General features: G+C 46.1%; 22 protein-coding genes and 2 pseudogenes. 12 read left to right on the forward strand and 12 right to left on the reverse strand.

The window, feature by feature from the left end; translation table 11 throughout:
* From ACP2WE_RS13145 to ACP2WE_RS13155, 3 genes and pseudogenes are all read right to left on the reverse strand, one after another.
* A pseudogene (locus tag ACP2WE_RS13145) lies at positions 1 to 232 on the reverse strand (ISAs1 family transposase); the annotation flags it as partial.
* A gap of 1 nt (position 233) precedes the next feature.
* Positions 234 to 544, reverse strand: a pseudogene (locus tag ACP2WE_RS13150) (transposase family protein); the annotation flags it as partial.
* Between the two features lie 206 nt (positions 545 to 750).
* Positions 751 to 2,100: a tetratricopeptide repeat protein gene (locus ACP2WE_RS13155; protein ID WP_425216009.1), complete on the reverse strand. Its 1,350-nt coding sequence runs from the start codon at positions 2,098 to 2,100 to the stop codon at positions 751 to 753.
* Positions 2,101 to 2,294: 194 nt separating this feature from the next.
* Here ACP2WE_RS13155 and ACP2WE_RS13160 point away from each other — a divergent pair, with 194 nt between their 5' ends.
* Entirely contained in the window at positions 2,295 to 4,034 is a 1,740-nt protein-coding gene (locus ACP2WE_RS13160) for a glycosyltransferase family 39 protein (protein WP_425216010.1), read from the forward strand.
* 116 nt (positions 4,035 to 4,150) lie between these two features.
* On the forward strand, positions 4,151 to 4,966 hold the full coding sequence (locus ACP2WE_RS13165; RefSeq protein ID WP_425216011.1) for a DUF1838 domain-containing protein: 816 nt from the start codon (positions 4,151 to 4,153) through the stop codon (positions 4,964 to 4,966).
* Positions 4,967 to 5,054: 88 nt separating this feature from the next.
* Here ACP2WE_RS13165 and ACP2WE_RS13170 read toward each other — a convergent pair whose 3' ends face one another.
* Positions 5,055 to 5,723, reverse strand: a complete 669-nt coding sequence (locus ACP2WE_RS13170; protein WP_425216012.1) for a hypothetical protein — start codon at positions 5,721 to 5,723, stop codon at positions 5,055 to 5,057.
* A 52-nt stretch (positions 5,724 to 5,775) separates the two neighbouring features.
* Entirely contained in the window at positions 5,776 to 6,804 is a 1,029-nt protein-coding gene (locus ACP2WE_RS13175) for a VOC family protein (RefSeq protein WP_425216013.1), read from the reverse strand.
* A gap of 84 nt (positions 6,805 to 6,888) precedes the next feature.
* Between ACP2WE_RS13175 and ACP2WE_RS13180 the strand changes: the two genes are divergently transcribed.
* Both ACP2WE_RS13180 and ACP2WE_RS13185 read left to right on the forward strand, forming a co-directional pair.
* Positions 6,889 to 7,926 carry a nitrilase-related carbon-nitrogen hydrolase gene (locus ACP2WE_RS13180; protein WP_425216014.1) on the forward strand — a complete coding sequence of 346 codons (1,038 nt, stop codon included), beginning with the start codon at positions 6,889 to 6,891 and terminating at the stop codon, positions 7,924 to 7,926.
* A gap of 92 nt (positions 7,927 to 8,018) precedes the next feature.
* Entirely contained in the window at positions 8,019 to 9,437 is a 1,419-nt protein-coding gene (locus ACP2WE_RS13185) for an aldehyde dehydrogenase family protein (protein ID WP_425216015.1), read from the forward strand.
* A 210-nt stretch (positions 9,438 to 9,647) separates the two neighbouring features.
* On the opposite strand, the gene ACP2WE_RS13190 is transcribed toward ACP2WE_RS13185, so the two are convergent.
* On the reverse strand, positions 9,648 to 12,299 hold the full coding sequence (locus ACP2WE_RS13190; RefSeq protein ID WP_425216016.1) for a DNA/RNA non-specific endonuclease: 2,652 nt from the start codon (positions 12,297 to 12,299) through the stop codon (positions 9,648 to 9,650).
* Between the two features lie 566 nt (positions 12,300 to 12,865).
* Here ACP2WE_RS13190 and ACP2WE_RS13195 point away from each other — a divergent pair.
* Positions 12,866 to 13,312, forward strand: a complete 447-nt coding sequence (locus tag ACP2WE_RS13195) for a DUF3598 family protein (RefSeq protein WP_425216017.1) — start codon at positions 12,866 to 12,868, stop codon at positions 13,310 to 13,312.
* Positions 13,313 to 13,342: 30 nt separating this feature from the next.
* A complete protein-coding gene (locus ACP2WE_RS13200) occupies positions 13,343 to 13,801 on the forward strand; it encodes a RidA family protein (RefSeq protein ID WP_425216018.1) in 459 nt (152 codons plus the stop codon).
* Positions 13,802 to 13,809: 8 nt separating this feature from the next.
* Here ACP2WE_RS13200 and ACP2WE_RS13205 read toward each other — a convergent pair whose 3' ends face one another.
* The 3 genes from ACP2WE_RS13205 to ACP2WE_RS13215 form a co-directional block, all read right to left on the reverse strand.
* On the reverse strand, positions 13,810 to 14,631 hold the full coding sequence (locus ACP2WE_RS13205; protein WP_425216019.1) for an alpha/beta fold hydrolase: 822 nt from the start codon (positions 14,629 to 14,631) through the stop codon (positions 13,810 to 13,812).
* 48 nt (positions 14,632 to 14,679) lie between these two features.
* Entirely contained in the window at positions 14,680 to 16,155 is a 1,476-nt protein-coding gene (locus tag ACP2WE_RS13210) for a dihydroorotase (protein WP_425216020.1), read from the reverse strand.
* Positions 16,156 to 16,234: 79 nt separating this feature from the next.
* Positions 16,235 to 16,852 (reverse strand): Uma2 family endonuclease, encoded by a 618-nt coding sequence (locus tag ACP2WE_RS13215; RefSeq protein WP_425216021.1) that lies wholly within the window; start codon positions 16,850 to 16,852, stop codon positions 16,235 to 16,237.
* Positions 16,853 to 17,053: 201 nt separating this feature from the next.
* Between ACP2WE_RS13215 and ACP2WE_RS13220 the strand changes: the two genes are divergently transcribed.
* The 3 genes from ACP2WE_RS13220 to ACP2WE_RS13230 are packed head-to-tail and all read left to right on the forward strand — an operon-like array spanning position 17,054 to position 19,299.
* On the forward strand, positions 17,054 to 17,851 hold the full coding sequence (locus ACP2WE_RS13220) for an aspartyl/asparaginyl beta-hydroxylase domain-containing protein (protein ID WP_425216022.1): 798 nt from the start codon (positions 17,054 to 17,056) through the stop codon (positions 17,849 to 17,851).
* Between the two features lie 8 nt (positions 17,852 to 17,859).
* Complete coding sequence (locus ACP2WE_RS13225; RefSeq protein ID WP_425216023.1) at positions 17,860 to 18,882, forward strand: zinc-binding dehydrogenase; 1,023 nt, start codon at positions 17,860 to 17,862, stop codon at positions 18,880 to 18,882.
* A gap of 18 nt (positions 18,883 to 18,900) precedes the next feature.
* Positions 18,901 to 19,299 carry a nuclear transport factor 2 family protein gene (locus ACP2WE_RS13230; RefSeq protein ID WP_425216024.1) on the forward strand — a complete coding sequence of 133 codons (399 nt, stop codon included), beginning with the start codon at positions 18,901 to 18,903 and terminating at the stop codon, positions 19,297 to 19,299.
* Between the two features lie 142 nt (positions 19,300 to 19,441).
* Here the strand turns inward: ACP2WE_RS13230 and psbA are convergent, their stop codons facing one another.
* A complete protein-coding gene (psbA, locus tag ACP2WE_RS13235) occupies positions 19,442 to 20,521 on the reverse strand; it encodes a photosystem II q(b) protein (protein ID WP_425216025.1) in 1,080 nt (359 codons plus the stop codon).
* 226 nt (positions 20,522 to 20,747) lie between these two features.
* Positions 20,748 to 21,125, reverse strand: coding sequence for a winged helix-turn-helix transcriptional regulator (locus ACP2WE_RS13240; RefSeq protein ID WP_425216026.1), 378 nt, complete (start codon positions 21,123 to 21,125; stop codon positions 20,748 to 20,750).
* 556 nt (positions 21,126 to 21,681) lie between these two features.
* Here ACP2WE_RS13240 and ACP2WE_RS13245 point away from each other — a divergent pair.
* From ACP2WE_RS13245 to ACP2WE_RS13255, 3 genes are all read left to right on the forward strand, one after another.
* A complete protein-coding gene (locus ACP2WE_RS13245; RefSeq protein ID WP_425216027.1) occupies positions 21,682 to 22,794 on the forward strand; it encodes an NAD(P)H-dependent flavin oxidoreductase in 1,113 nt (370 codons plus the stop codon).
* Positions 22,795 to 22,973: 179 nt separating this feature from the next.
* Positions 22,974 to 23,600: a 4Fe-4S single cluster domain-containing protein gene (locus tag ACP2WE_RS13250; RefSeq protein ID WP_425216028.1), complete on the forward strand. Its 627-nt coding sequence runs from the start codon at positions 22,974 to 22,976 to the stop codon at positions 23,598 to 23,600.
* A gap of 75 nt (positions 23,601 to 23,675) precedes the next feature.
* Positions 23,676 to 24,701 (forward strand): 2OG-Fe(II) oxygenase, encoded by a 1,026-nt coding sequence (locus ACP2WE_RS13255; RefSeq protein WP_425216029.1) that lies wholly within the window; start codon positions 23,676 to 23,678, stop codon positions 24,699 to 24,701.
* 53 nt (positions 24,702 to 24,754) lie between these two features.
* Here the strand turns inward: ACP2WE_RS13255 and ACP2WE_RS13260 are convergent, their stop codons facing one another.
* Entirely contained in the window at positions 24,755 to 25,609 is an 855-nt protein-coding gene (locus ACP2WE_RS13260; RefSeq protein ID WP_425216030.1) for a YwiC-like family protein, read from the reverse strand.
* Positions 25,610 to 25,614: the final 5 nt, after the last annotated feature.

Consider the following 25,614-nt stretch of genomic DNA (forward strand, 5'->3'; position numbering starts at 1 on the left):
TTTTTTGGCAGTGCAGGGCATCTAGGGTAAACACGAATCCTTTCAAATCTAGGATTTCTAGCAGTTCTCGTACCGTTGTAATCTCACTAGTCTTTTTGTTTTCCATCACTTTTACCCCGAGCACAAGTCCTCTTTGGTGAGTGAAGAGGGAGACAATACTGATAAAGTTTTGCTCTGCCGAATCGTAGTCTGTCACTGTGTTTTTGAGTCCTTTGCCATCAATGCTTACCCANTCATGACTGGGTAGATTGCCATACTGACTTGCCCATTGGTTGAATACTTTTGCCAATTCTTTATAGTCTAAAACCATCATTACTCGACGAACGGTTGAGTAGGATGGCACTCTTGCTTGCGGAATTGCTAGGGATTTAATCAAGTCTCGTCGATGGCGTTCGATAAATCTTCCTAGTCCTTGATAACTCCAATAACCACTTGTGATACCCATGATGATGATGAGTAGGACTAGCCACTGTGGGTGACGACATCCTTGCCGTTCGCGAAAATCGGGGATCTCTTTGAGATAGTCAATTAAGCTCTTTTCCACGTCTTTCAGACTAAATATAGGTAAACAACCATATATTTACCTATATTTATCTTTTTTATTTCTTCTATCTCAAGAATGAAACAGCCCTGCCCTTGAAAAAGGGGGGCTGGGGGGGATCCTTGGGATGTATAGCGTTTCAGGTTTTCTTATCCCGAACTGACGTTAGCTAGGAAAGTTTAGGGAAGATAAGACTTTACGCTGTACCTTTAGTTTCTGTCGGAATCACTTTCAATATCAAAAATCACTTTCTTCCAATACCATTCCTCAGGCATATTGGGATAGTTTTGTTTGGCAATATCGATCAGCCGTTGTGCCATCGCCATATTGCCACCCACTAAACCTAGGAGCTTTTGCTGGATTTCTGGACTAGGTAAACTAGGCAGCGAAACATTGGGATTGGAGGTGGGATAATTCACAGAATAATTTCCCCGATCGCCGAGTAAATCCTCAATAACATCGCTCGTTCTCTTTTTCAGGTCGGATTCCTTTGCAGCGATCGCTTGCTGCAATGATTTGATCCGATCGAGCGCCCGCTGATATTGCTTCATATCGCCATGGTTAAACCATTGATTGGCTGCCTGTTGATAATCGTCGATCGCTCCCTGTAGATCGCCAAACTGATTCCGAGCCTCAGCGCGATCGCAATAGAGTTCGGGATTGTCGGGTTGGAGACTAATCGCCCGTGAGAAGTCTTCAATACCCTGTCGATAATCGCGGAGTTTACACCTTGCCTCCGCCCTTGCTACATATACCTCCATGGCACGAGGATACTCTTGTAAGATTCGATCGAAGTCCGCGATCGCACCCTGAGCATCGCCCATCTCCGTCCGAATCATTCCCCTAGTTATTTTTGCTCCCAAATCTTGGGGATTGAGGAACAGGGCTTGATTGACATCTTGCATCGCTTGCTTGTGCTCGCCCAATTTACTCTGCACCACGGCACGCAGACAAAAAGCTTTGATATTTTGGGCATCGAGTTGAATCATCCAATTTAGATCGATCGATGCACCCAGATAATCTTTGGCTTTGACTTTATTCGTTACCTGTTGAAAAAAGTCCTCTATTGAAGGCGGTTGCGTGGCTTGCAGTTTTTGATAGCTCTCAATACAACGGCGACAACTCACTTCATCTTTTTGGGTGAGATATAAATTCGCAGCCCGTTTGTATGCCGCGATCGCTTCGATCGGCTTCCCTGATTTTTTATAAATCAGTCCGAGAGTCTGATAAGCCATTGCCGCTTTAGGATTCTCAGAACCTGTAAGTTGAATAATTTGATTGACATCGGCGATCGCCCCCTCTAAATCTTGAGTCACCAGCCTCGCCATACTCCGCCCCAAGTAAGCATCGAGAAATTCTGGCTGAAGCGTGAGGGCTTGGTTATAGTCGGCGATCGCACCTTGGCGATCGCCCAAGTCAAATAGGGCTAAGCCGCGTTGGTAATATGCCTCAACCCATTCAGGCTTAGCCTGCAAGGCACGGCTAAAGGCATGGACAGCCCCAAGATAGTCTCCTGCCACAGCCTTCGCGATTCCCTGGTTATAGTGTTCCTGCGCCATAGTGTTTGAGATACTGAGGATATAAGGCTTAATTTACTGCCTAGAACAAGGCATTAGAGCCTACAGTAACAACAAATTATCAAGAAATATAGCTGAAACTCACGGGATTATGGTACTTACAAAGCAGCAAAAGTATTTTTTAAAAAAATTCGTACTGGTTGTTTCAAAGTAGCTGTTGATGGATCGTTAGACTCATGCAAAAACGTATACTCTCGATTTTATTAGCGATCGCGATTGCGATCGGCATTGGGTTTCGCCTTACAGAACTCGGGCATAAACTCTATTGGCACGACGAAGTTTATACCTCCCTGAGGGCAGCAGGTTATCGCAGCGTTGAAATTGGTAATGAGATCTTTACCGATCGCACCTTCTTACCAAAAGAATTGCTCAAATATCAGCAGCTCAAACCCAATAGTACGCTCTCAGACACCTTTCAATCCCTCGCTTCCGAAGATCCTCAGCATCCTCCACTTTATTACGCGATCGCACGTTATTGGATGCAGATCGTGGGCAGTGACATTGCCTCTATGCGTTTGCTAGCCGCTTTACTGAGTTTGCTCGGGCTTCCCCTCATGTATGGGCTGGCAATGGAACTCTTTGGTTCCCCTTTGGTTGCTTTACTGGCTGTGGCATTCTTGGCACTCTCTCCTTTTGATATTCTTTTCGCGCAAATTGCCCGGCAATATAGCTTGCTGACCGTGGCGGCGATCGGCAGCAGTTTCTGCTTTCTGAGAGCCATGCGTCTTAATGCTGGGGGAACTGGGCAATCTTGGCAAAGTTGGGGAATCTATGCCATTGCCAATGCGATCGGGCTTTATACCCATCCATTTTTTAGCTTTACGATCGTCGGGCATGGCGTTTATTCAGTTGTGCTGAGTGGATGGAATGCGATCGCAAACAGAAATTCTCAAAGCGAATCTTTAAAACCATCTTCCTTTTTGAGCTTTTTGAAGTATTCGATCTCTGTCGCTGTCGCTCTACTTCTCTATAGTCCTTGGCTCATGGTTTTAGCGGGGAACTATCAAAGAGCTTTAAGCACGACTAGTTGGGCAGGGGGTGAAATCTCTTGGCCATTTGTCAGCAGAATCTGGATGCTCAGCTTCACTGCCCTATTTCTAGATTTGGATGTAGGCTTTGATAATGTTTGGACGTACATTCTGAGATTGCCGATTTTGCTCTTGATCTTGGCGAGTTTGTACGTACTCTATCGCCATACTAGGCGAGAAACTTGGCTATTTGTGTTCACGGCAATTTTTGTGCCCTTCTTAATTTTGGTTTTGCCCGATATCATCATGGGCGGTCGGCGTAGTGCGGTTAGCCGCTACCTGATCGCTTGCTTTCCTGGCATACAGTTAGCGATCGCCTATCTACTGGCAAAAAATCTAGGAATTCAAGCAGCAATCCCCCAATTTGCACTTAGAGAAGAACTTAGAGAAGAACTTAGAGAAGAACCTCAAGAACAGGCTAGGGAAAAAACCGAAGAAGAAGCCAGAGACAAAGTTAAAAATGAAGCCAAGTTCTTTGGCTACCACTGGTTTTGGCGCGTTACATTAGCATTGCTCTTTACCTGCAGTATTGCCTCTAGCACTGTGAGTGCCCTGTCAAATACTTGGTGGAGTAACGTCCCCAGCTACTTTAATGCAGAAATGGCTGACCAAATTAATGCGATGCCTCAGCCAGTCTTGCTAATCGACGATGGTGAAGATGGCACAAATCTAGGCGATTTGCTTTCCCTCAGCTATCGACTCCAAGATAAGGTGAAACTTCAGATCCTGAGCTTCGCTCGCACGCAAAAGCCACCAGAGCTATCTAAAACCTACTCTGATTGGCTGGTATTTCGCCCTTCAGGTAAATTGCGACTCTATTTTCGGGCAAAGGGACAAGATTTAGAAGTTCTATCGGGCGCAGGTGGGCTATGGCGAGTTCCTAAATAGCAGTTTGATTGCTTGTTTTTCAGACAAAAGTTGCACATCTCCTATAGAATGTCAGAAATAATGAATTTTATAGGCTACCCAGTAAAGTTAGTTACAAGCTGAGGAATCTACTATAGATGGTTGCTGAAATCCGCCACTTTGAAGCACAACATTGGGTAAAGACTCGCTCATCCCTTGAGCCAAATCAATCCATCTTTCTGACTTGGACAGGCTCAATATATGCTTTTGTCCCAGGTGAAAAGAGAAACCGCCTATTTAAGATGGTAGGCGTGAGTGTCAGCAGGTGTATTCCTAAGGAAGAGGGAAGTTGGGATTTTACCTCTAGGGAATTGACTTACTATCTTCACCCAGAAACGGGAGAAATTTTGCGAAAGTGGGAAAATCCCTGGACGGGGGAGTTAGTAACGGTGATGCATGTTGCCAATAACCCAGTACAGGGCTGCTTTAAGAACAAGTTTCCCGCCCAAGTAGATGACAATAGGACAACCTTTGTGTTCGATTTATTTGCTACTTACCCGAACCCCCTTGCCACAGAGCCGAAATTTGCCGAGTATAGTCCCAATCCCACTTATCAAGCAGCCGAGTTGTTTAAACTAACCGTTCCCACCGAAGAGCTATTGAATCCTGAAATCCTCTCAGTTTCTCAATTACAGCTTTCTTGGGATCGAATCGGCCCTTGGCTTCCTTGGATGAAAATGGGCGATCGCTCTGGTCAACTAATTTACAGTGCTTATGGCAGTAAAGTCAGCGGTTTTAGCGAATTGCCCCAACTGCTTCAGGATGAAATGAATACTCGCGTGCCTCTCTATAAAAATGCACCAGCATCTTTCTTGGATGTAGAAGATCTTACCTCTTGGCTGTATTTCCAAAAGCACTTCGATGCTTATTTAGCTGGAGAAACTTTTCCACTACCAGCAGTCGAGGAGATTTAAAGAATCCATACAGCCATCCTGCACGAGAATCGAGTATCTCATGTTCTATTCGTGCAGCCTATGCTCTGGGCATTTTTTGCTTTCTTTTCTATTCAAGTCCAAAAGCTCTACCTATAAATTTTATGATTGTGCCGCAGATCAGGTACGTTCCAATTACGGCAGGAACGGCGAGGTAGGCGATCGCACTCGACGATCGCTCATGCCTCAGGCGATCGCGCACCGCCAAAAATGGAATGATATTAATCGCATGATAGTTCGTCATCGGATAGGGCAGAAATAAGAGCATCGGCGGAGCGCTAAAGAAAAAGAAGAGACCACCATCACCTAGTGCCTGCGCCAATCCCATCAGAACAATATAATGCCAGAGCGGATAATGAAATCGGTTGATGAAATACCAGATAACCGAGAAGATCGCGAGATAGGCCGGCACGGTAAAGAGCAGATCGAGCATATAGTAAAGCAATCCTTGCGTAAAGGACGTATCCCAGCCAATCCGCAGCGATAGAAAAACTGGCTTAGAGAGCATATGAAAGCCCTCCACCACCAGAGCAAGGATAGTCCCAAGCAGAATGAATCGCACCTTTGGCGAAAACCAAGGGAGCGCCTGCACCAAGATCGAACGCCAGGCGATTTGGCAAAAGAGGAACGCAATCACCAAGAGGCGGGTGATGCTCTCAGGTGAGCGACCAGCCAGAGCGACTGCTAGGCAAATTGCGGCTGTAGCCCAGAGGCAATAGAGTTTAGCTCCAATCCCCATCGTTTTGTCGCCAGACCTAAAAAATTTCAGCACGATCTTCAATAAATGCTTTCTAACCTTCTAGCAACGTCCAAAAATAACCATCTGGCGCCACAAAGGAAAAACTCTTTTCTCCAAACTCATTCCTGACGATATCGGTAATATTTTGAGCTTGACTTGCTTTCAGGCGATCGCTAAACAGCTCTAATCCATCCGTGCGATAGGTATACAAACACATCCCCAAGCAACCTGGTTTCGCCAGCTCAAATTGCGAATCTAACGCCAGAGAATTGGGAAATCTGATCGTGTAGAGTCTCCCAGAACGGGCTGCCATGAAGTCCGTTTTTGACGATCGCGGATCGTCAAAAGCAGTAACCACAAACTTTTCACCAGGTTGTAAATCAAAAATCTCTCGACCCGCCAGCGATGATTCGTAGCTAGTTTCTACATCGTCTCGTACCCGCAGCAAGCCCAAAACTTCTTCATAGAACTTGAGCGTTTCTTTGCTGTCATCCTGAATTACCATGCCCATGTGGGTGAACTGGCTAGTTTTAAACGCGGCGTTTGCATCGATGTTGCCGTAATCGGGCAATGTATAGCCAAATCGTTGAAACAGAACCTGTCTCGTCGAGGGTTGCAGTACCAACATTTCTCGCACGCCGATCGCTGGATCGATGAAAGGACGGCTTTTCCTCTCTTTGTTGTAGATAATTTCCCAGTGAGGATTTGTATGCTGAATCGGCAACCCTGCTTTGGCAGCCTCTTCGACATGGTTTAAGAAATTCAATAGATCTGCGGTTAAAGTAGTCGCCCAGCGATTGCCCTTAACTTTCATCGACCCCATCCCCAAGCCATCATTTGTGGGGTTTTGCCAAACCATCAACCGAATCAACCCATGATCGGCATTTTGGTGAGCGAGGCGAATCGATCGCAACCCAGAATTCACCCCATATAATTGCTGGGCAACTTCTGCGGATAATTCGCCCATGCGATCGATGCGATAGCCAAATTGCGCCCAATATTGAATCGCAGCAATGGGTTCCGAAACGCCAATACATACCTCGTAGATACCTGTAATTCCAGGCGATCGCTTCTCAGTCATAATCTGAATGGGTGAAATTTATTTCCCCGAATGGTAATCGGCTTTATCATAAGGTAACAATACTTGGTTCTCTCGATAAACGCTATGGAAGCCAATCCGATCGAATCATTTCGAGCTTTAGCACTTCAGGTAACTTGTCACGCCGTCAATCAAGCCCGCGATCGCGCTGAAGCCTCTGCCCTGATGCAAAAGGCGATCGATCGCTTGGCACAACAAATTGCAGCGAGTATTGCGTTTATTGGCTCTGACTGTCGTTTGATCGTCTTGCCAGAATACTTTCTGACAGGCTTCCCTATGGGAGAATCCCTCTCGGTCTGGGCGGAAAAAGCCTGTTTGGAAATGGCTGGAGCCGAGTATGAAGCGCTCGGTAAAATTGCTCAAAAGCATCAGATCTTTTTGGCGGGCAATGCCTACGAACTCGATCCCAATTTCCCAGATTTGTACTTTCAAACCTGCTTTGCGATCGCCCCTAGTGGTTCCGTTGTCTTGAGGTATCGACGGTTAAATTCGATGTTTGCGCCGACACCGCACGATGTCTGGGATAAGTATTTGGACTGCTACGGGTTAGAGGGGGTATTTCCAGTTGCTAAGACGGAAATTGGCAATTTGGCAGCTTTAGCCTCGGAAGAAATTCTCTATCCAGAAGTGGCGAGATGTTTGGCAATGCGCGGGGCGGAGATTTTTTTACACTCTACCTCAGAAGTGTATGGCAAAGAGCGATCGCCGAAAGAAGCCGCTAAAATCAGCCGTGCGGTCGAGAATATGGCATATATAATTTCCGCTAATACGGCAGGCATAGTGAATACACCCATTCCCTCCGCTTCTGCCGATGGCGGCTCTAAAATTATCGACTATCGAGGATTGGTCTTAGCCGAGACCGCTACAGGCGAGAGCATGGCAGCTTTTACTGAAATAGATCTAGCTGCTTTACGCCGCTACCGCCGCCGACCAGGGCTAAATAATTTACTGTCGCGCCAACGATTTGAACTCTTCGCAGCCAGCTACAGCCAAGCGCATTTCTATCCAGCCAATACGATGTTGGACAAGGAAATAGAACGCAAACATTTCTTGCAAACTCAACAGGTTGCGATCGATCGCTTAGCCGATTTAGGAATCATCTGACCCACCACTAACGAATAAAGCAGAAAACTAACAAAGAAAATAACTCCCGCTTTTGTCTCCCGCGTCCTACTCTCCTCCTCGTTTCCTATCTAATGACGAAACCCATAGCAGTCCGCAATCCCCGCACTGGAAAACTCGACCATACGATTGTGCCCCCATCTGGCGATCTGTTAGAACGGCAATGCCTGCGATCGCGTCAAGCCCAAACACACTGGCAAAAAATAGGCATCGAAGGTCGGATTGAAGCCTTACAGCAATGGAAGCAAGCCGTATTATCTCAGCGCGATCGCCTAACCGAAGCTTTGGTCGAGGATACGGGCAGATTGTCAATTTCGGTTCTAGAAATTGATTCGTTTCTCTCCAGTATCGATCGCTGGTGTAGGTTAGCGCCAGAGTTGTTACAAGAATCAGAGAAAGCCACGGCAATCCCGTTTGTTCGTCTCCAACAGACCTCGGTTCCCTATCCCTTAGTTGGGATCATTAGCCCTTGGAATTTTCCGCTCTTACTGTCAACAATCGATACGATTCCAGCCCTACTAGCGGGTTGTGCTGCGATCGTCAAACCCAGTGAGATTGCTTCTCGCTTCGTTGCACCCTTGATGCAAGCAATCCGTGACGTTCCCAATCTGCGCGATGTCTTAACTTTTGTGGAAGGTGATGGTAAAACGGGAGCCGCTTTAATCGAATCTGTAGATCTAGTCTGCTTTACAGGTAGTGTCGCCACAGGTCGCAAAGTTGCCGCCGCAGCCGCACAACGCTTTATTCCTGCCTGTTTGGAATTAGGAGGGAAAGACCCCGCGATCGTGCTGGCATCCGCCAATCTAGAATTAGCGACATCAGCAATCCTGTGGGGTTCGGTAGTCAATACGGGGCAGTCCTGTCTGTCCATCGAACGTATTTACGTGGCGGAATCTATTTTTGCCGAGTTTGTAGACCAGCTAGTTACCAAAGCCGATCGCTTAAAATTAGCCTACCCCACCGTTGAAAGTGGCGAAATTGGCCCAATGATTGCCGAGAGACAAGCCGCAATCATTCGCGAACATTTGTTGGATGCGATCGCAAAAGGGGCAATTGTACGCTGTGGCGGTCAAGTAGAAGAGCGGGATGGAGGATGGTGGTGTCGTCCGACAGTGTTGACTCAAGTTACTCATGCCATGAAAGTGATGACTGAGGAGACATTTGGGCCGATCTTACCCGTCATGGCTTTTGCAACTGTAGAAGATGCGCTTAACTTGGCGAACGACACAATTTACGGACTCAGTGCTGCTGTTTTTGCAGGAACCGAAACGGAAGCCTTAGCCGTTGCACAACAGATAGATGCGGGTGCGATTTCTATTAACGATGCTGCGCTTACGGCTTTAATTTATGAGGGAGAGAAAAATTCGTTTAAATACTCTGGGTTGGGTGGTTCGCGCATGGGAGCGGCTGGCTTAATGCGGTTTCTGCGAAAAAAGACTTTTTTGGTGAAAACAAACTCCACTCCCGATCCTTGGTGGTTTAGCGATCGATAAGAGAAAAGATTAGAATAAGGAAATATTTGCAAAGCAAAAATAACGTCATGCAGCTCACCTAACAACGATACACTTTGAATCATAACCGATAGAGTAGCAATCCGTTCCGAGTGCAGCCGCTTGTTAGCCAAGGCTTGTACTTTTTGAACTTTCTATGAGTTGAAGATAATCATAGCAAGGGAAGCAACTATTTTAGAAAGATCTATTTAGTTAGCTGAAACAATCACTAGGAGTACATATAAAGCCGAGAGGATCGTGGGTAAAATGAAGCACTGGGATATCCTCACCGCCAACATCAAAAGCATCTTTCGCAGAAATCCACTCACCCTTGATTTCAAGTTCAACATCAGTGCGAATGCCGGGAATACGGTCTGGGAGCCCCCGGCTATCACCAAAGCGGACAGCTACTCTGACCTCAGTAAGACCTTTTTGGGCTGATTCCACTTCGGATTTAGCATCCCCTGACACCCATTTTGTTGGAATAATCGTGAACTGCTGATGCTTAGCTCCACTAAGATCGTCAGCAAAGACACGAGCAACTTTAGCTTCAATCTTAACAACCTTGCGCTTTCGTGGCTCGGGTGGACGACGTCTAGGTCTTCTTCGTTCAGCTCTCTCAGCCCCTGGACTTATTTCTTCCTCTGGCGACTCGGCACGCTCAGCTTGCGTCTGTTCCCAATGGACTAGAAAACTATTGATTGAAGTATATCTACCGAAGCCTTCACTAACATTAACAAAACTTTTAGGAAACAGAATTTCTGGAGATTTTATTTCCTGTCCTGCTGAACGGTTTTCTGAGCGTCCCTCGGCAAAAATATCATGATTTCCAAGATCGCCAAAGTCGAGTTCTGTTAGCTCTTCAATTTTCTTGACCGTAGAGATATATTCTTTACTAAGTTTTTTGGGCCAGACAAATGCAGCCTCTTTAGATTCAGGTCTAGCTCCAAATAGAGCATCAGTAGCTTCACTTTGATCGGCCAGAACAGCAAAGACGATTGGCTTGCCATTCTCAACGCGGGCTACAACCTTCCAAAAAATCTGGGGTATAGTAATTGGGCCAAACTCTTCATCTTCATATTCGGGATCGTCATCACTAAACACTGGTCCAGTGATGACCGTAACTTTGAGATTGGCATCGTCAGTTGAATCAAGAATAAAATTCTCAATTCCTTGCCAAGCCTTTTGAGAACCATTAAAGGCTTTTTGGACTTGTGGGCAGGCATTCGTATGATGAAAGGTATCATCATTGGCACGCTCAGCAGAATTGGTGGTACCCCAATTAGGATCTTCTCGACGGGTGAGGTGACCACGAGCGAAGAAGTCGTCGTCAGGCGCTCTCAGATCTCGCCGCAGACGTGCATAAAAGGCATCACTGAGTTGGACTTCTTCTGGAACACGAGGATCCAGTGCCCAAGTTTCTGTAGCTTCTGGTCCACTAACAGCCCTTCCCGTATCTCGGTCTATCCTGAATCGCTTGGCACCATCAATATTACAGATTGAGAAGAATGCCATCCTGCGGGTTGCATTCAAGACCACGCTGAAATGTTGATACTTCAGCTCAAAAGGATTGGCGATTTCCCCAACGCCACTGACCCTTGCTGCTTGGCTGCGTTGCGTTGCATTGAGTTGCGGCATTGGCACTTGGAAGCCACTTAGAAACCTCTCGGAATATCCACGACGATTTGAATAGTTGCGGTCAATCCGGTTTGCAGGCGCACCACCTCCGCGCTCACTACTTCCTTCAAAAACGGCAAGTGTTGCTCCATTATTCATGGTATAGCTAGGGTAATTGTTTTCTGTAATTATTGACGATAAGGACTGGGCTCCATCACTTGGGTTCTGTCGAATCCTGCGGGTACCAAACTCTCCTGGGGCTGGAGCCTTAAGTGCATCAACAAGTAACTGTCTCTCCAGGGTCGTCATCCCGGACAGTCGCTTCTGTAGTTCATGAACAATAGCGCTAACTCGGATACCTTCATTGACATCAGTCCTTAAACGTTGGCTACCTCTAGATTGCTCCCGATGGGGGGCTCCCCAATGATGTAAGGCAACTACTTGCCACTCATCGTTAAAAACAGGCGAACCGGAAGCACCCGGTTCGGTATCGGCAACATAATGCAGAACGGTATTCCCTCGATGCACTATCCGGTTCTCGCGCACAATAACTTGCTTGTAGTCGCCGTTGGGGTGCTGAACAATGTTTACTGGCTCGCCAACTGTATGTTTTGCACTACTTGAGCTGAGAGGGCAACAGCCAAATTCTGATACACTTACACCACTGTTGATTGGTCGGCCAAGGGCAATAAGCGTAAAGTCGAGATCGTCGGTCTCGTCAGTTTCAAAAAAGGCATCTGGATCGAGTTCAAATCGAATAGGTGCTGGGAGGCGCTGATCTAAACCGAGCTCATACCGAAACTCGACAAGCATCCCCCGCGCTGAAGCTTTATCTGCGATGACATGATTATTCGTTAAAAACAGCCGATCAGAAACAAGAAATCCTGTGCCTTGTGGCTGACCATCCAAGAAGACAATCCGTGCAACAGCGTGAGTAGCAATTCGGCCTGCTTCTAGCCATGCAACACCAACATAGTCAATCGTCTTGCCTTGAATAGCCTCGGCTTTGCGTAGGGATTCGCCTGTGAGTCCCAGTGCAGATGGATCTTCATTGTTTACAATCCGAGAGGCAGTTTCCGAACTGATGCGAGCAATCGCTGCAACTCTTTGTACAGCCCGATCCCGATCTGGCTCAGCCTGGAGAGGGATCCCATTTTGAATGTAATTACTGACATTTTGAATAGTTGGTTGCGCTATCTCGATCCGACGAAGTGCTGCCCGAGTAATTCTGTCTGGAACTTTTATCATATTTTTCACTTGAAATTGAAACTATGAACAGAATTAGGCAATTACATCTTGATAAAATGTTCAATGTCATGTAGCCATCATTGTTAGTGTTTTTCTGTTCTTTCCCTCCTAAATTTCGGCTAACGGTTTAGTTGAACCGCATTGGCTACGCTCAACGGTTAACTAGAAGTCGTTTGATAATGTCGATTCCAACGACTAGTTCTATACACCGCGTTTCAGGCTTTTATCATATATTATCAAGCCTTGCATTAGCGGTCGATAGAACTACGATATAATACTGAAATTACCGTGTAACCCTAAATCTGTCTACCGTACTTAATAAATCTAAATTATTAAGGCATTTTCAATAATTTGATCTTTACTTCTCTTGCTTGTATGTCTGACCTTGCAAACTTTTACAAGCCATCCAATTCCCCTTTTATTTATCAAGTGCGACAAACGCTGAGGCTCAAGCCTATGAGTCGCAGCACTAAGAAAAGTTATTTGTATTACAACTTATGAGTGACAGGTATCATGATGTTTAGGTGGTTATTGCCAAAATACTGTAAGTAACAAGGAGTGCGATCGTGGCTTCTATTCGAAAAGAAATGCCAGTGCTTGTCCGCCATGAAGGAGATTGGATCGGAACCTATACATTGGTCGATCTGCAAGGAAACATCCTCGATCGCCATGCATCTCACTTAACCTGCGAATTTCCCACAGAGGGTGCTTTTCCCTATTACCAAACCAATCGCTACACTTGGTCTGATGGTAGGCAGGAAGAGCATAAATTTCCTGGAACCTATCGAGATAAAGCCTTATGGTTTGACACGGAACGGATAGATGGCAAAGCATGGGAAGTCGATGATTCCACAGTTATTTTGTACTTTTCCTATAAAGGAATGCTGGGCAGCTACTTGTACGAAATGATTCAAATTAGCCCCTGCAATAATTATCGCGCTCGCACTTGGCAATGGTTCAAGGATCGTAAAATCGATCGCCGCACCCTCATTCAAGAAGAGCGGATGCGATAAACTGTATGCAAAAATCAGAGGATATCAGGCATGAGCAATACTCGCGAAGTTATTATTCCCAAAGGGATGGAAATCCTATACGAAAAATATCACTACTGCCCCGGCATTAAAGTAGGGAATACATTGTATATCTCAGGACAGGTAGGACGCGATCGCAATTTACAGGTTGTAGAGGGAATAGAAGCTCAATTCGTTCAAACTTTTGAGAATGTCAAAAACGTGCTGTTAGCCGCAGGAGCCACTTTTGACGATGTAGTCGAAATGGTGACTTACCATGTCACAGGGGTGAATCTTGGCAATTTACAGCCTCAGCCTCCTCAGACTTCATCGCAACAACCCTTTACGATTCCACACCTGCCCCTGTTTATCCAAGTCAAAGATCGCTATTTCACGCATAACTTCCCGACTTGGACGGGCGTTGGTGTCACGGCTTTATCGACACAAGGACTGATCGTAGAGATTAAGTGTACGGCAATCTTGGGAAGCTAGAGCCTCAGCTATGCTGAATCGTTCAGAAAGTCGATTACGGTCTTCGCCACTTCTTCAGGCATTTGATTCATCATGCAAATTGTGCCATTTTCAAATTCCACGACTTTGCCATGGGGAATGGCTTGAGAAAGAAAATAGCGATCGTTAACCTTTGCTAGACTCTGCTTTTCAAATTCTTGCATATCGTCCAGTCCCCAGATAATCAGCGTTGGACAAGCGATCGCTCGAAATCTTTCGGGTGCATCTAGACAATAATTGCCCACTGCCCAAACTGCATATAAAGGATGACCAAAACATTTTAAGTCGTCCAAAACCCAACGGTGATTTAATTCGGCAGAACCTACGTAGCGAGAACGCGCTAACCATCTTTTGATCAGGTGCGAACCATCTGCTTCGATCTTAAATCCTTCTTCAAATCTTCTAAACAGCTCTGCCTGTCCGCCTTCCCCAAAACCAGCGACGTTACCCAAGATGATTTTTTCAACCCGATCGCCATAGGCAACAGCTACCTCCCCCGTCACAAATGCACCCGTATGATTGCCAAAAATACTCGTCTTTTCGATGCCTAATTCGTCTAAAAGTGCGATAACTGTTTTGGCGTAGTCGGCGATCGCATACATTCTCGGGGGCTTGTCAGAGTCACCAAACCCCATCAAATCCATGGCAATCACTCGTCTGTGCTGAGCGAGGATGGGCATGAGTTCGCGATATTCATCGCTACTACGGGGGTTCATGTGTAGCAAAAGCAGAGGTTCGCCCTCACCACCGATGCGATAAAGAATCTGTCCGTCTTCGGTGTCTAAAAATGCTCTCTTGATACCTCGATTCATGGGTAAACCTCATCCCTACTCATTTAGGATCGTAGTCGTGAATACATGCTACTTCGATCTGCGGTTTAAATAACGTCCACTGGGAACGCCTAGGATTTGTTCGCGATCGTAAATTCGCATCCCGCGTAAAAAGGTGGTTTTGACTCGTCCAGTTAACTCCATTCCTTCAAAGGGCGTATAGCCCTGCTGTGACTCTGACTCAGCCGCACGAACCACAAAGGTTTCACTGGGATCTAACAATACCAGATCGGCATCATAGCCAACAGCAATATCCCCTTTGGAACTCAACCCAAACCTTTGGGCAGGATTCCAGCTTAGCAACTCAGCCATATGACCGTAGGACATACCGCGCTTACTTCCCTCACTAAATACGCCAGAAAGCAGGTATTCCGTACCTCCAAAGCCCGATTTTGCCAACCAAATATTATTGGGATCTTTGAGGCTAGCTTTCTGCTCCGCCGCACAACAGGCGTGATCGCTGACAATCCAATCAATCTGGCGATCGCGTACGGCTTGCCACAGATATTCCACATCGGCGCGAGGACGGATGGGTGGGTTCACCTTTGCCCATTTGCCCGTAGGGGCATCTACATCTAACAAAAGATGCCCAATCGTGACTTCCCGTCGAAAATTGATGTGAGGAAAGACGGTTTGCATCATCAAAGCCGCTTCCACTGCTTTACGCGAACTGAGGTGTAAGAGATTGATATTCAGACAATTGGTTTCATGGGCTAAATAGGAAGCGATGCAGATGGCTAAGCCTTCGGAATGGGGCGGACGGGCTGCACTATAGGCTTTCAAACCCGTAAGGCTAGTATCTTGCTGAACGATTTTGGTGTAGGCATTGAGAATTTCGGCAACTTCACAATGGAGGCTGAGACTAAGGCGATCGCTTGCGTCTGGATGCAATTCTCTTAGCTTAGTGAGACCGCGCATGATGAACTCAAAGTGAGCGAAGTCGTACCTTTCTTCTTTTTGAATCATCAAGAAGAGATTTTGTTGGTCAGACAGTCCATGCAATCCATAGCCACCATAGAACATAAAGATTTTGAACGATCCAATGCCATATTCCTCAAATAGCATTTGCATCTCATCGATATGAGTCGCGCTAATGGGTGCAATGTGGTAGCTGTAATCGACGAAAAAGTTTCCCTGCGAAAGTGCTAATACCTCTGGGAAAAAATCTCTGTAAGATCCGCCTTTATTGAGATAGTACTGCCCAGTTCGGATGTAATTTAGGCTGGTCGTCACCCCTCCCATTGCCGCAGCCTTGGTTTCAGCCACAGCATCGCGATCGAGGGCTTGATAAATACCGATGTGCATATGGGCGTCAACCACCCCAGGAAATCCCAACAGATCTTTGCCGTCAAATACCTCTTTGCCCTCGTCTGGACTAAGATTCGGCTCGATCTTGGCAAATTTCCCATCCTTTATCCCTAAGTCCAGTAGTTCGATCGCATCCTGATAGGGACGAACTACCCGCACGTTTTTAATAATTAGATCGAATACTGGAGTTTCAGACACAGTAGACCTCACACGAATATGTTTAAAGAGCGATCGCGGCTCAAGATCGGATAAATCAATTTGAGAGGACGATCTCGTTCTATTGTCCAGATGCAAAAAAGCGATCGACGGTCAGGGCTAGGTCAGGAAAGGTAGGCGAGACAAGGCGATCGCCATCTCGAAATTGCCGCATATCGTATTCTCCATCCACCAATTGACAGACTGTAAAAGTAGGTTGTTTGGGATTGCCGATAAAGCGCCGCCCACCCAGTGCAGCATAATCCACAATCCAATATTCCCGAATGCCTAGGGCTTCGTACTCTCCAAGCTTAGTGAAGTAATCATCCCGCCAATTGGTTGAAACGACTTCCACAACGATCGCGATCGATTTACCCATAGTGACAATCGAACCACTTTCCCAATCTGGTTCATCCCTTAGCGCAAGTTCATCTAAAACGATCGCATCTGGTTCGTATCCAGAATCGCCATCCAGAGAGCGAACAATACATTCTCTGGGGATGAAATAAGGCAAGTTCGCCTGACGGATGGCAGCGCCTAAGTCGTAAGCTAAATCGCCTGACACTTTTGAATGCATACCTCTCGGTTTTGGCATTTCAACAATTTCCCCACGGTGTAATTCGTAGCGGCATTCAGAGGTTTCTGGCAGCCACGCAACAAACTCGTCAAACGTAATCGGCTGATGCAATGATTGGATCATGGAGTCACCTCATTTTCCGCCTTAACTTCCGTCATGATAATATCATCTGTAATTTTATCAACAAGTTTCGTGCGATCGCCGATTTTAGGGACGCAACGAAACCCAATCTAAGGAGCGAGCGAACTCAATTCGGCAATCTCGCTACAGCAAAACTGTAGCCTTTGAACTATCTGACAATTTCGATCGTTAGGAGACAAGATCGTGGAAAGTTTTAATGAATACCATCTCGATCCACAGCAATTTCCTTTTCTCAAAGGTTTTCAAGATGGTTGGCAAACGATTAGAGATGAGTTTACCGACTTTACTCAGAATGCGTCAAATGAGGAATTAAAATTCACCTACGATATTTTAGGGCCTAAGAGTAAAACAATTAAAGTCAAAGGCAATTCAAAATACAGCGCTTTGGGGATTTTATTTCAAGGTTTGTTTATTGAGGAATATATTCAGTTTCATCGAATCCAATATCCCAATTTTGGAACAGAGGAGGCTTCAGTCAAAGCCCTAGCCTTACGCCAAAAATATTTCCCAAGTTTAGCTGAAGCGATCGCACAGGTAAACTCAGTCGAAGCGAATATCCTGCGAAATGTTTATTTTGGGACATTTCACCCTGGCCTAGATATCAAGCTCCATGTCAACGATAACCCTCATATGAATCGCGGCTATCTAGGATTGATCGTGCCCGAGGGGGATGTCGCGATGAAAATATGCCACGATCGCCTTTATTGGCAGGTCGGAAAATTCATGATCTTAGATCACAGCTATCCCCATTGCCCCCACAATTATACCCATTTCGATCGCACGGTTTTGGTTGTGGACTTTTTTAAACCCGATTGGGACAGAGCCGATGCGATTCGGTTTGAACGAGAACAGGTTGCGCAAAGGATGCAGGACAATCCCTACAGCTTAGGCGTTTTTGGCAAAAGCGATCGCGCCAAAGAAGAAGATTTCATCAAGTATGGTTTGGCACATCAACTAGAGTGGGATAAAGTTTTAGGGTAAAAAGGTAAATGGAAGCATTGGAAAAGAACGCAAAAACTTACAGGAAATTAATCGCCAAGCAATTTCACCAAGATTTTCAATCTGCGGTTGAAATTGTCGAACTTCCCATTCCACAACCTGCGGCGAATCAACTTTTAATTCAAAATAAATTTGCTGGAATCAATAGTGGTTTTGATACCCTGCTTTGCCAAGGTAAAGTTCCCTATGTAAACCTTACACCTCCTTTCGATCTGGGTGTAGAAGCGGTCGGCGAAGTTGTTGCTGTCGGAGAGGATATCCAAGATTTCCAAATTGGCGATGCCGTAGCTACCACTCTGCGGGGGGGAGGCTATCGGGAATACCAAGCGATCGCTGCAAATCTTGCGGTTAAAGTGCGCCAAGCAACCCCAGAAGTCTTAACCCTCATGCCCACAGGCATATCCGCTTTAGTGGCGCTAGAAAGAGTAGGAGAAATGAAAAGCAATGAAGTGGTGTTAGTAACAGCAGCAGCAGGAGGAACGGGTCATATTGCCGTACAGTTGGCAAAGTTAGCAGGGAATCATGTCATCGGAACTTGCAGCTCGGAGCAAAAAGCAGCGTTGCTGAAAAAACTAGGGTGCGATCGGATTATCAACTACCACACCGAAAATCTCGCTCAAGTCCTCAAAACTGAATATCCCAAGGGCATCAACTTAGTTTTTGATTGTGTCGGCAAACAAGTTTTTGACACCTGCGTCGAAAACTTGGCAATGCGGGGGCGTTTAATTGTGGTGGGTTTTATTTCCGAATATGGCAAAAGCACAGAGGAAATCGCCCAACCTCGCATTTATCACAAACTATTTTGGAAAGCTGCTTCTGTGCGTGGTTTTTTGATGCCTCTCTATCAAGAGTACGCTGCCGAAGCCCGCGATCGCTTATTAACTCTCTTCTACACTGGCAAACTCAAGGTTGCGATCGACCCAACTCAGTTTCGTGGCATAGAATCCATTCCTAGCGCCATCGAATACCTACTGGGGGGACGAAATTGTGGCAAAGTGGTTGTCAGGTTTTAGTCATTTCGATGAATCCCCATGACAGAGAATTCAGAAAATACGTTAAAAACTGCCCATCAGGCTTTTGAAAACCTACAGCATGGTTTGACAACAGGCGAGTGGAATCCCATGTTGGATCTGCTTACAGAAGACTTTGCATTTTGGTTTCCAGTAGGCCCATACCAAGGGTTAAACGTTGGCAAGGAAAGGGCAAAAGCCTTTTTCCTCTATGTTTCTGAAGTGTTTGGTCAAACCATTAAACTGACTAGCCTAGAGCGCGTTACCAGCAATGAGACAACGGTTGTGTTTGAGTTTCGAGATGAAGGAAGGATGCGGAGCGAACCTTATAAAAATCGCATAGCTGTATCCTTTGATGTGCGAGGAGACAAAATTTGTGGCTATCGAGAATACTTTGGTAGCGACGGTAAATCGAATTGAAAGACTCGAACAGTCAGTCAGTCGAAGTCTACAAAAACGATATCGCCGCGATATAGCTAACAGGCAGTAAAAAATAAAAAAGCGCTCTTTATAGAGCGCAGAACCTATATTCAAACAAATCGACAAAGTTGAGCTAGTTTCGTTAAGAGATCGCAGGAGCGACTAGCGCGATTGGTTGAGTTTCAGCAAATGCCAGATCGAGCGGGAAATTATGGGCGTTGCGTTCGTGCATCACTTCAATTCCAATATTCGCTCTGTTGAGCACATCAGCCCAAGTCGGGACTGGGCGTCCGCGATCGTCAAGCACGGACTGATTAAAGTTAAATCCATTCAGGTTAAAGGACATGGTGCTGATCCCCAAGGAAGCAAACCAAATACCGACCACAGGCCATGCTGCCAGCACGAAGTGTAGCGATCGCGAATTGTTGAAGCTGACATGTTGAAAGAAAACGCGACCTAAGTAACCATGGGCTGCCACAATGTTGTAGGTTTCTTCTTCCTGACCAAATCTATAGCCAGCATTGATCGACTCTGTTTCGCTGGTCGCACGCATCAAGCTGGATGTCACTAACGAACCATGCATGGCTGAGAATAAGGCTCCTCCAAATACCCCAATTACACCTAGCATGTGGAAAGGATGCATGAGTACGTTATGCTCTGCTGTAAACACGATCATAAAGTTGAAGGTTCCTGAAACACCCAACATCAGACCGTCAGAGAAACTTCCCTGACCAATTGGATAGATCAGCAACACAGCCGTAGCCGCTGAGACGGGTGCAGAGAAAGCAACAGGAATCCAGGGACGCATTCCCAAGCGATAGCTGAGTTCCCATTGGCGTCCCATGTAGGCATAGATAGCAATCAGAAAGTGAAAAACGATCGCTTGATAAGGCCCGCCATTATAGAGCCATTCATCCATCGATTCTGCTTCCCAAATCGGATAGAAGTGCAGTCCAATCGCATTAGAGGTGGGTACAACTGAAGCGGTAATGACGTTGTTGCCATAGAGCAAAGAGCCACTGACGGCTTCGCGAATCCCATCAATATCTACTGGAGGCGCAGCAATAAAAGCTAAGACAAAGATCGTTAATGCCACCAGAGCGGTTGGAATCAGCAACACCCCAAACCATCCAATGTAGAGCCGATTTCCTGTACTGGTAACCCAGTTACAAAACTGTTCCCATAAACTGTCGCGATCGCGACGTTCCAAAATCCTAGTCATGATTGTAATGAAATAATGAGTGGTATGAAATGTCAGAACCTGTATTTAATATATAACTATATAATTATATAAGCAATAGTTTAGGTAATTTTTTTGAAAAGCTCCTGACCTGCAACGAGTGATTCCTCAATAGCCATCGCACTCTGGAAAGTTTTGAACGCAAGGAAAACCGCAGGAAATCCTAGGAAAATTCCCCAACTTGAAAGGTTTCAAAACCTGTCAATCGTTATTGAGTGGTAACGGCTAGATTCCCATCGGTTAAAGCACAAACACAGGGATCCTGACTCAGCCACTGCGTTCCCACTTCCTGTAGAGCTACCATAACTGGCTTAATCTGGTGTCCTTTGGGGGTAAGAGAATATTCAACATGGGGTGGAATTTCGGCAAAGATGCGGCGCTCGACTAAGCCAGAGGCTTCTAATTCTCGAAGTCTCTGGGTGAGGGTTTTGGTGCTGATACCAGGGAGCGCAGCCTGTAGTTCGTAGGTGCGGCGATCGCCACCAACCAGTTCCCGCAAAACCAAAATTGACCACTTGTTGCCCAACAAGTCCACCACAAATTGAATTGGGCATTTAATTTCTTGGCACCGATCGGTTGACAACATGAACTTTATTTCCACTGAATATTCTCAATATTCTAACCTTGGGAACCCGAATTCTAACCTTGAGAAACCGAGGCTCCCTCAAACCCTTTAGGAATTATAAATATTTTCTAGGGTGCTTGCGATCGATTCTGACAAAGGCACAACATTTCTTTATAAACAGCTCAACCCTAGAAGTAATCCTAATTTTTTACTTCAAGTCACTATGGCATCGATCGGGTAACTGACTTGTGTAGGGTGCGGGTTTAGGAAAAGATGTGATTTAGGAACTTTTAAGAATAATCAATTTCATGGTCAATTCAGTTGTCCTATCTGAATCAGCAACTCTCCGCTTAGAGTTCAAAGTAAACGTTCGAGAAACATGGCGATCGCTTCATTTAATCATGCGGTTTCTTCGAATGTGCTGTATGTACTAGAAACAGATAGGACGAAACGAACGCCATCTCTTGGGAGCATGCGAACGCGTCACGGATAAAAACTAGACCTCCGATATCCAAAAGATCAAGATGTCGGATGTTGTACCACGCCCATACTCAAGACATCAATCAAAATTCTTTCCATGTCAATACTTCTTCCTCTTCACATTGGGCAACATATTGCTCGCTATCCCATTCTGCAAGGAGCCATGGCAGTACGCATATCAGGAGCAAGGCTAGCGGGTGCTGTTGCCAATGCTGGTGGCATCGGTCTGATTGCGAGTTTAGGCATTGGGCTAAACTCGCCTTACTTTGGGAAAAGACAGTTTTTTGCTGCCAATCAACTGGCTCTGATGGATGAACTACAACTCGCGCGACAGATTAGTCCTGATGGCATCATTGGCGTAAATGTTATTGTCGCCACTAGAGATTATCTGGCAATGGCACGAACAGCAGCAGCTCATGGCGCTAATCTAATTGTGACAGCAGCAGGTCTGCCTTTAGACCTACCAGAATATATGGAAGATTATCCAGATGTGGCACTCGTGCCAATCGTGGCGAACTTACAGGCAGCTCAGACGTTGTGTGAAACTTGGCAACAAAGGTATCAGCGTTTACCCGATGCGCTCATTCTCGAAAATTGCAAGGCGATCGGGGGACATTTTGCCAGTCAGTGTCAAGAAAGCGATACAGACACCCTTGAAACCGCGATCGCCCAATTACAGAACTACTTAACTCGACACTTTAGAACGCGGATTCCCCTAATCGTCAGTGGCGGAATTTGGGATCGAGGGGATATTGATCGCGCGATCGCGATCGGAGCCGATGGCGTCCAAATTGGCACGCGGTTCATTACCACTGAAGAATGTGAAGCGGATCGACGCTATAAAGAGTTTCATCTTCAGGCTCAAGCCCGGAATGTCGTTGTCGTTCCTAGTCCCGTGGGGAAACCTGCGCGTGCTATCCAAAATCAATTCGCAGAGAATGTCCTAGCGGGTTCGCCGAATCTAGAAAAACGATGCATTGCCAATTGCTTAGAGTCCTGCATGTGTCGAGACAGAGGAGAATCCTACTGCTTGATCCAAGCCCTCGCCAGAGCTGCCCAAGGGGATATCGAACAGGGGCTCGTATTTTCCAGTGGTGCGATTAAACCAGTCGAGCAAATCCTGCCCGTATCAGAGTTGATGGCATCGCTCACCGATCGGTCAGCTCAACAGAAACTTAACGATTTCTTTAGAACACCTGCAATGCGATAGCCATTCCCTATCCTTTACTTGCAGTAACTATAGGGGCTGAGGGGTAACTACCTTGCAATTCTGACTAAGATTCCTAGTATGAGTAAATAGCAATCCTATTTGATTTACTCAGTAGGGGCAATTGATGAATCGCCCCTGCTATTTTTCTAGGTTCCATCGCTACCCATAGGAGCTTCCATATGAGAAGGAAATCTTTGCAACCAAACATCGATCTACTTAAAATTCCTACCGATCGCTTGAACCTGATGGGTTATGTGAACGAATCAGAGGTAAATGGTCCTGGTTGCCGAGCTGTAGTTTGGGTGCAAGGGTGTCTTCGTCGCTGTCCCAAATGCTTTAACCCAGCATCTTGGTCGTTTGAATTCAATCAACTCATCCCTGTTGAAGACCTGACCCAACAAATTCTCAGCAATCCGCGCAATACAGGTGTGACTTTCTCAGGTGGGGAACCATTTTGGCAAGCCCCAGCCCTGACAGAATTAGCGCGTCAGGTAAAAGCCGCAGGTCTTAATGTGATGTCGTTTACGGGGTTTACGCTAGAAGAGTTAAGCAGTCCTGGCAGTCCTCCCGGGGCAGCGGAATTACTGGCAGAACTCGATCTGCTGCTTGATGGGCCCTATGTGGAATCATTGGCGGTGAATATACCCAGTTCCCCCGTCTCATCCAGCAATCAGCGACTGCATATTTTTAATCCTCAACTGCAAAACCAGGTAACTTGGGCGAGCGATCGAATTGAGGTGCATATCCTGAAAAATGGCGATCGCTTGTTTACGGGATACCGCAGGTACGAAGTAGAAAATAATTGAGGTCTCCGCTTTGACCGCTATGGAAACGATTACTTTTTAGGTTTGGGGAGAAGACGATCTGCAATGAGAAACTCTATGGCTACGAAAGAAAGGGCTATCCAAAAATCCCATCCGAAATCGAGTCCGCCCGAGCAAAAATCAAAACCGATCAAAATAGATGCCCTACTCAAGCAGCTAGATTTGGTAAAGCATTTAGCTGATTCAGATTACTGGATTACAACAGAAGAACTAGGCGTTCTACTCGATTTCGATACCTCCCTACTGGAATGGCTCAACCGCCAAGCACCTCTCTATAGCTTCTCTTGGCGTAACTTTATCGTGACGCAGCAGGGTTATCAAAATCACGCGAGGATGTGGTCGATCGCCGACCAACAAAAAAAGACGAGTCCAATAGAAATTGCTCCAGAACGCAAGCAACCTCTTATCCAACCTGTTTCTAACTTAGAGGCTGGTCGAATAGCGATCGCCCCAGAACAGCACAAGCTAAAATCAGAGAAGGATGAAGACGAAAGCGAAGTTTTGCCATCTCCCTACGTCATTCTTGAAAATTTCCTTTCCACGCAAGAGCTAGCCAGATTTCTGCAATACACGCAAGCGCAAGCAGCGAACTTTGTTCCTGCAAAGATTTACACGAAAGACGTTGACTATCGCCGCACCAAGGTGCTTTACGAATTTCCTGAATTTTCGCAATTGCTAATTAATCGGGTAATTGCGATCTCGCCGCAGATTCTATCTTCCCTGGGCATTCAAAATTTCACGCCGAGCAGAATTGAATCGCAGTTAACCATGAATAATGACGGCAATTACTACAAAATTCACAATGATAATGGCAGCCCCGATACGGCAAATCGCGTATGGACGTTTGTGTATTACTTCCATCACGAGCCTAAAGCCTTTACTGGTGGGGAGTTACTACTATACGATAGCAAGATAGAGAATAATTTCTACGTTGCGGCGAAGTCATACAAAACGATTCAGCCTAAAAATAACAGTGTTGCTATTTTTCTAAGCCGTTGCCTGCATGAAGTTCTGCCTGTAAGCTGCCCGTCTAGGGAATTTTTAGACAGCCGCTTTGCCGTTACAGGTTGGGTACGAAATTAAGATTGTTTGGCATACTTCGCTCCTGTTTAGCTTTGTATCATTCCACCCCATGACTAAATCCCTGTGGCAAGGTGGGCAGGTAGTAGCGAAATCGCTACAATTGCCAAGAAGATTGCGGCTGAGCAAGTTTCCAAGATTGCCACATTCTGAATTCGCGTTGTCTGATACCATTCGAGTCGCCCCAAAATCAAGCCAAACTTGAGCAGCACGACACCAAAAGCTAAGGCTGGAATTGCGGCAAGCCACCCACTGAGCCAAAGACCTAAGATCGTTAAGCTGGCGATCGCGTGATAAATCATCCCTGGAATCAGCGAGGCAGTCTTGGGTTTGCGCAGTTTCACTGTAAAAATGGCGCTGCTAAAAAAGAGCGCGTTCAACAGCCACAATCCAAACACAGAAATAGTTAGCGTTCCATTAGTGGCAGCATAGGCAAATGGCGCAGCGAGGCAAACGGCAGTAAAAGTAAGGATTTCGTTGAATACAGATTTTTGCTTTCGATAGAAAACCGCGATCGCATCGATCGATAAGGCAGCGATCGCGCCCAAATACAGCCATAGCAACAGAGGCGTTTGTAGATACAGATACCCAGCAAGACTTAGCGAGATCCCAGTGTAAACTCCGCCCCAAGTCAAAAAACGAGGTTTCCAACTGCGCCGCTGTTTAATTTGCAACACCAATGGATGCTCAGCCTGAAAACCCGCAAACCCACAGATTAAAGCCAAAGTTGTGGTTAGCGTCCATTGTTGTGCTGCCGCTGCCCCCGTCAGAAACGATACCAGCAGTACGACATAGACGCCATGCTCGGGCGAAAATGTTGGACGATACCATGCTGAAGCATGGGGAGAGATGGTTGACTGGATCTGAGAGGCAGAATTTTCTGGGATAGGGTCGGTGTTAGAAAGTGTCATAGCGC

This window comes from Tumidithrix helvetica PCC 7403, assembly GCF_965232925.1.
Classification (GTDB): domain Bacteria; phylum Cyanobacteriota; class Cyanobacteriia; order Pseudanabaenales; family Pseudanabaenaceae; genus Tumidithrix; species Tumidithrix helvetica.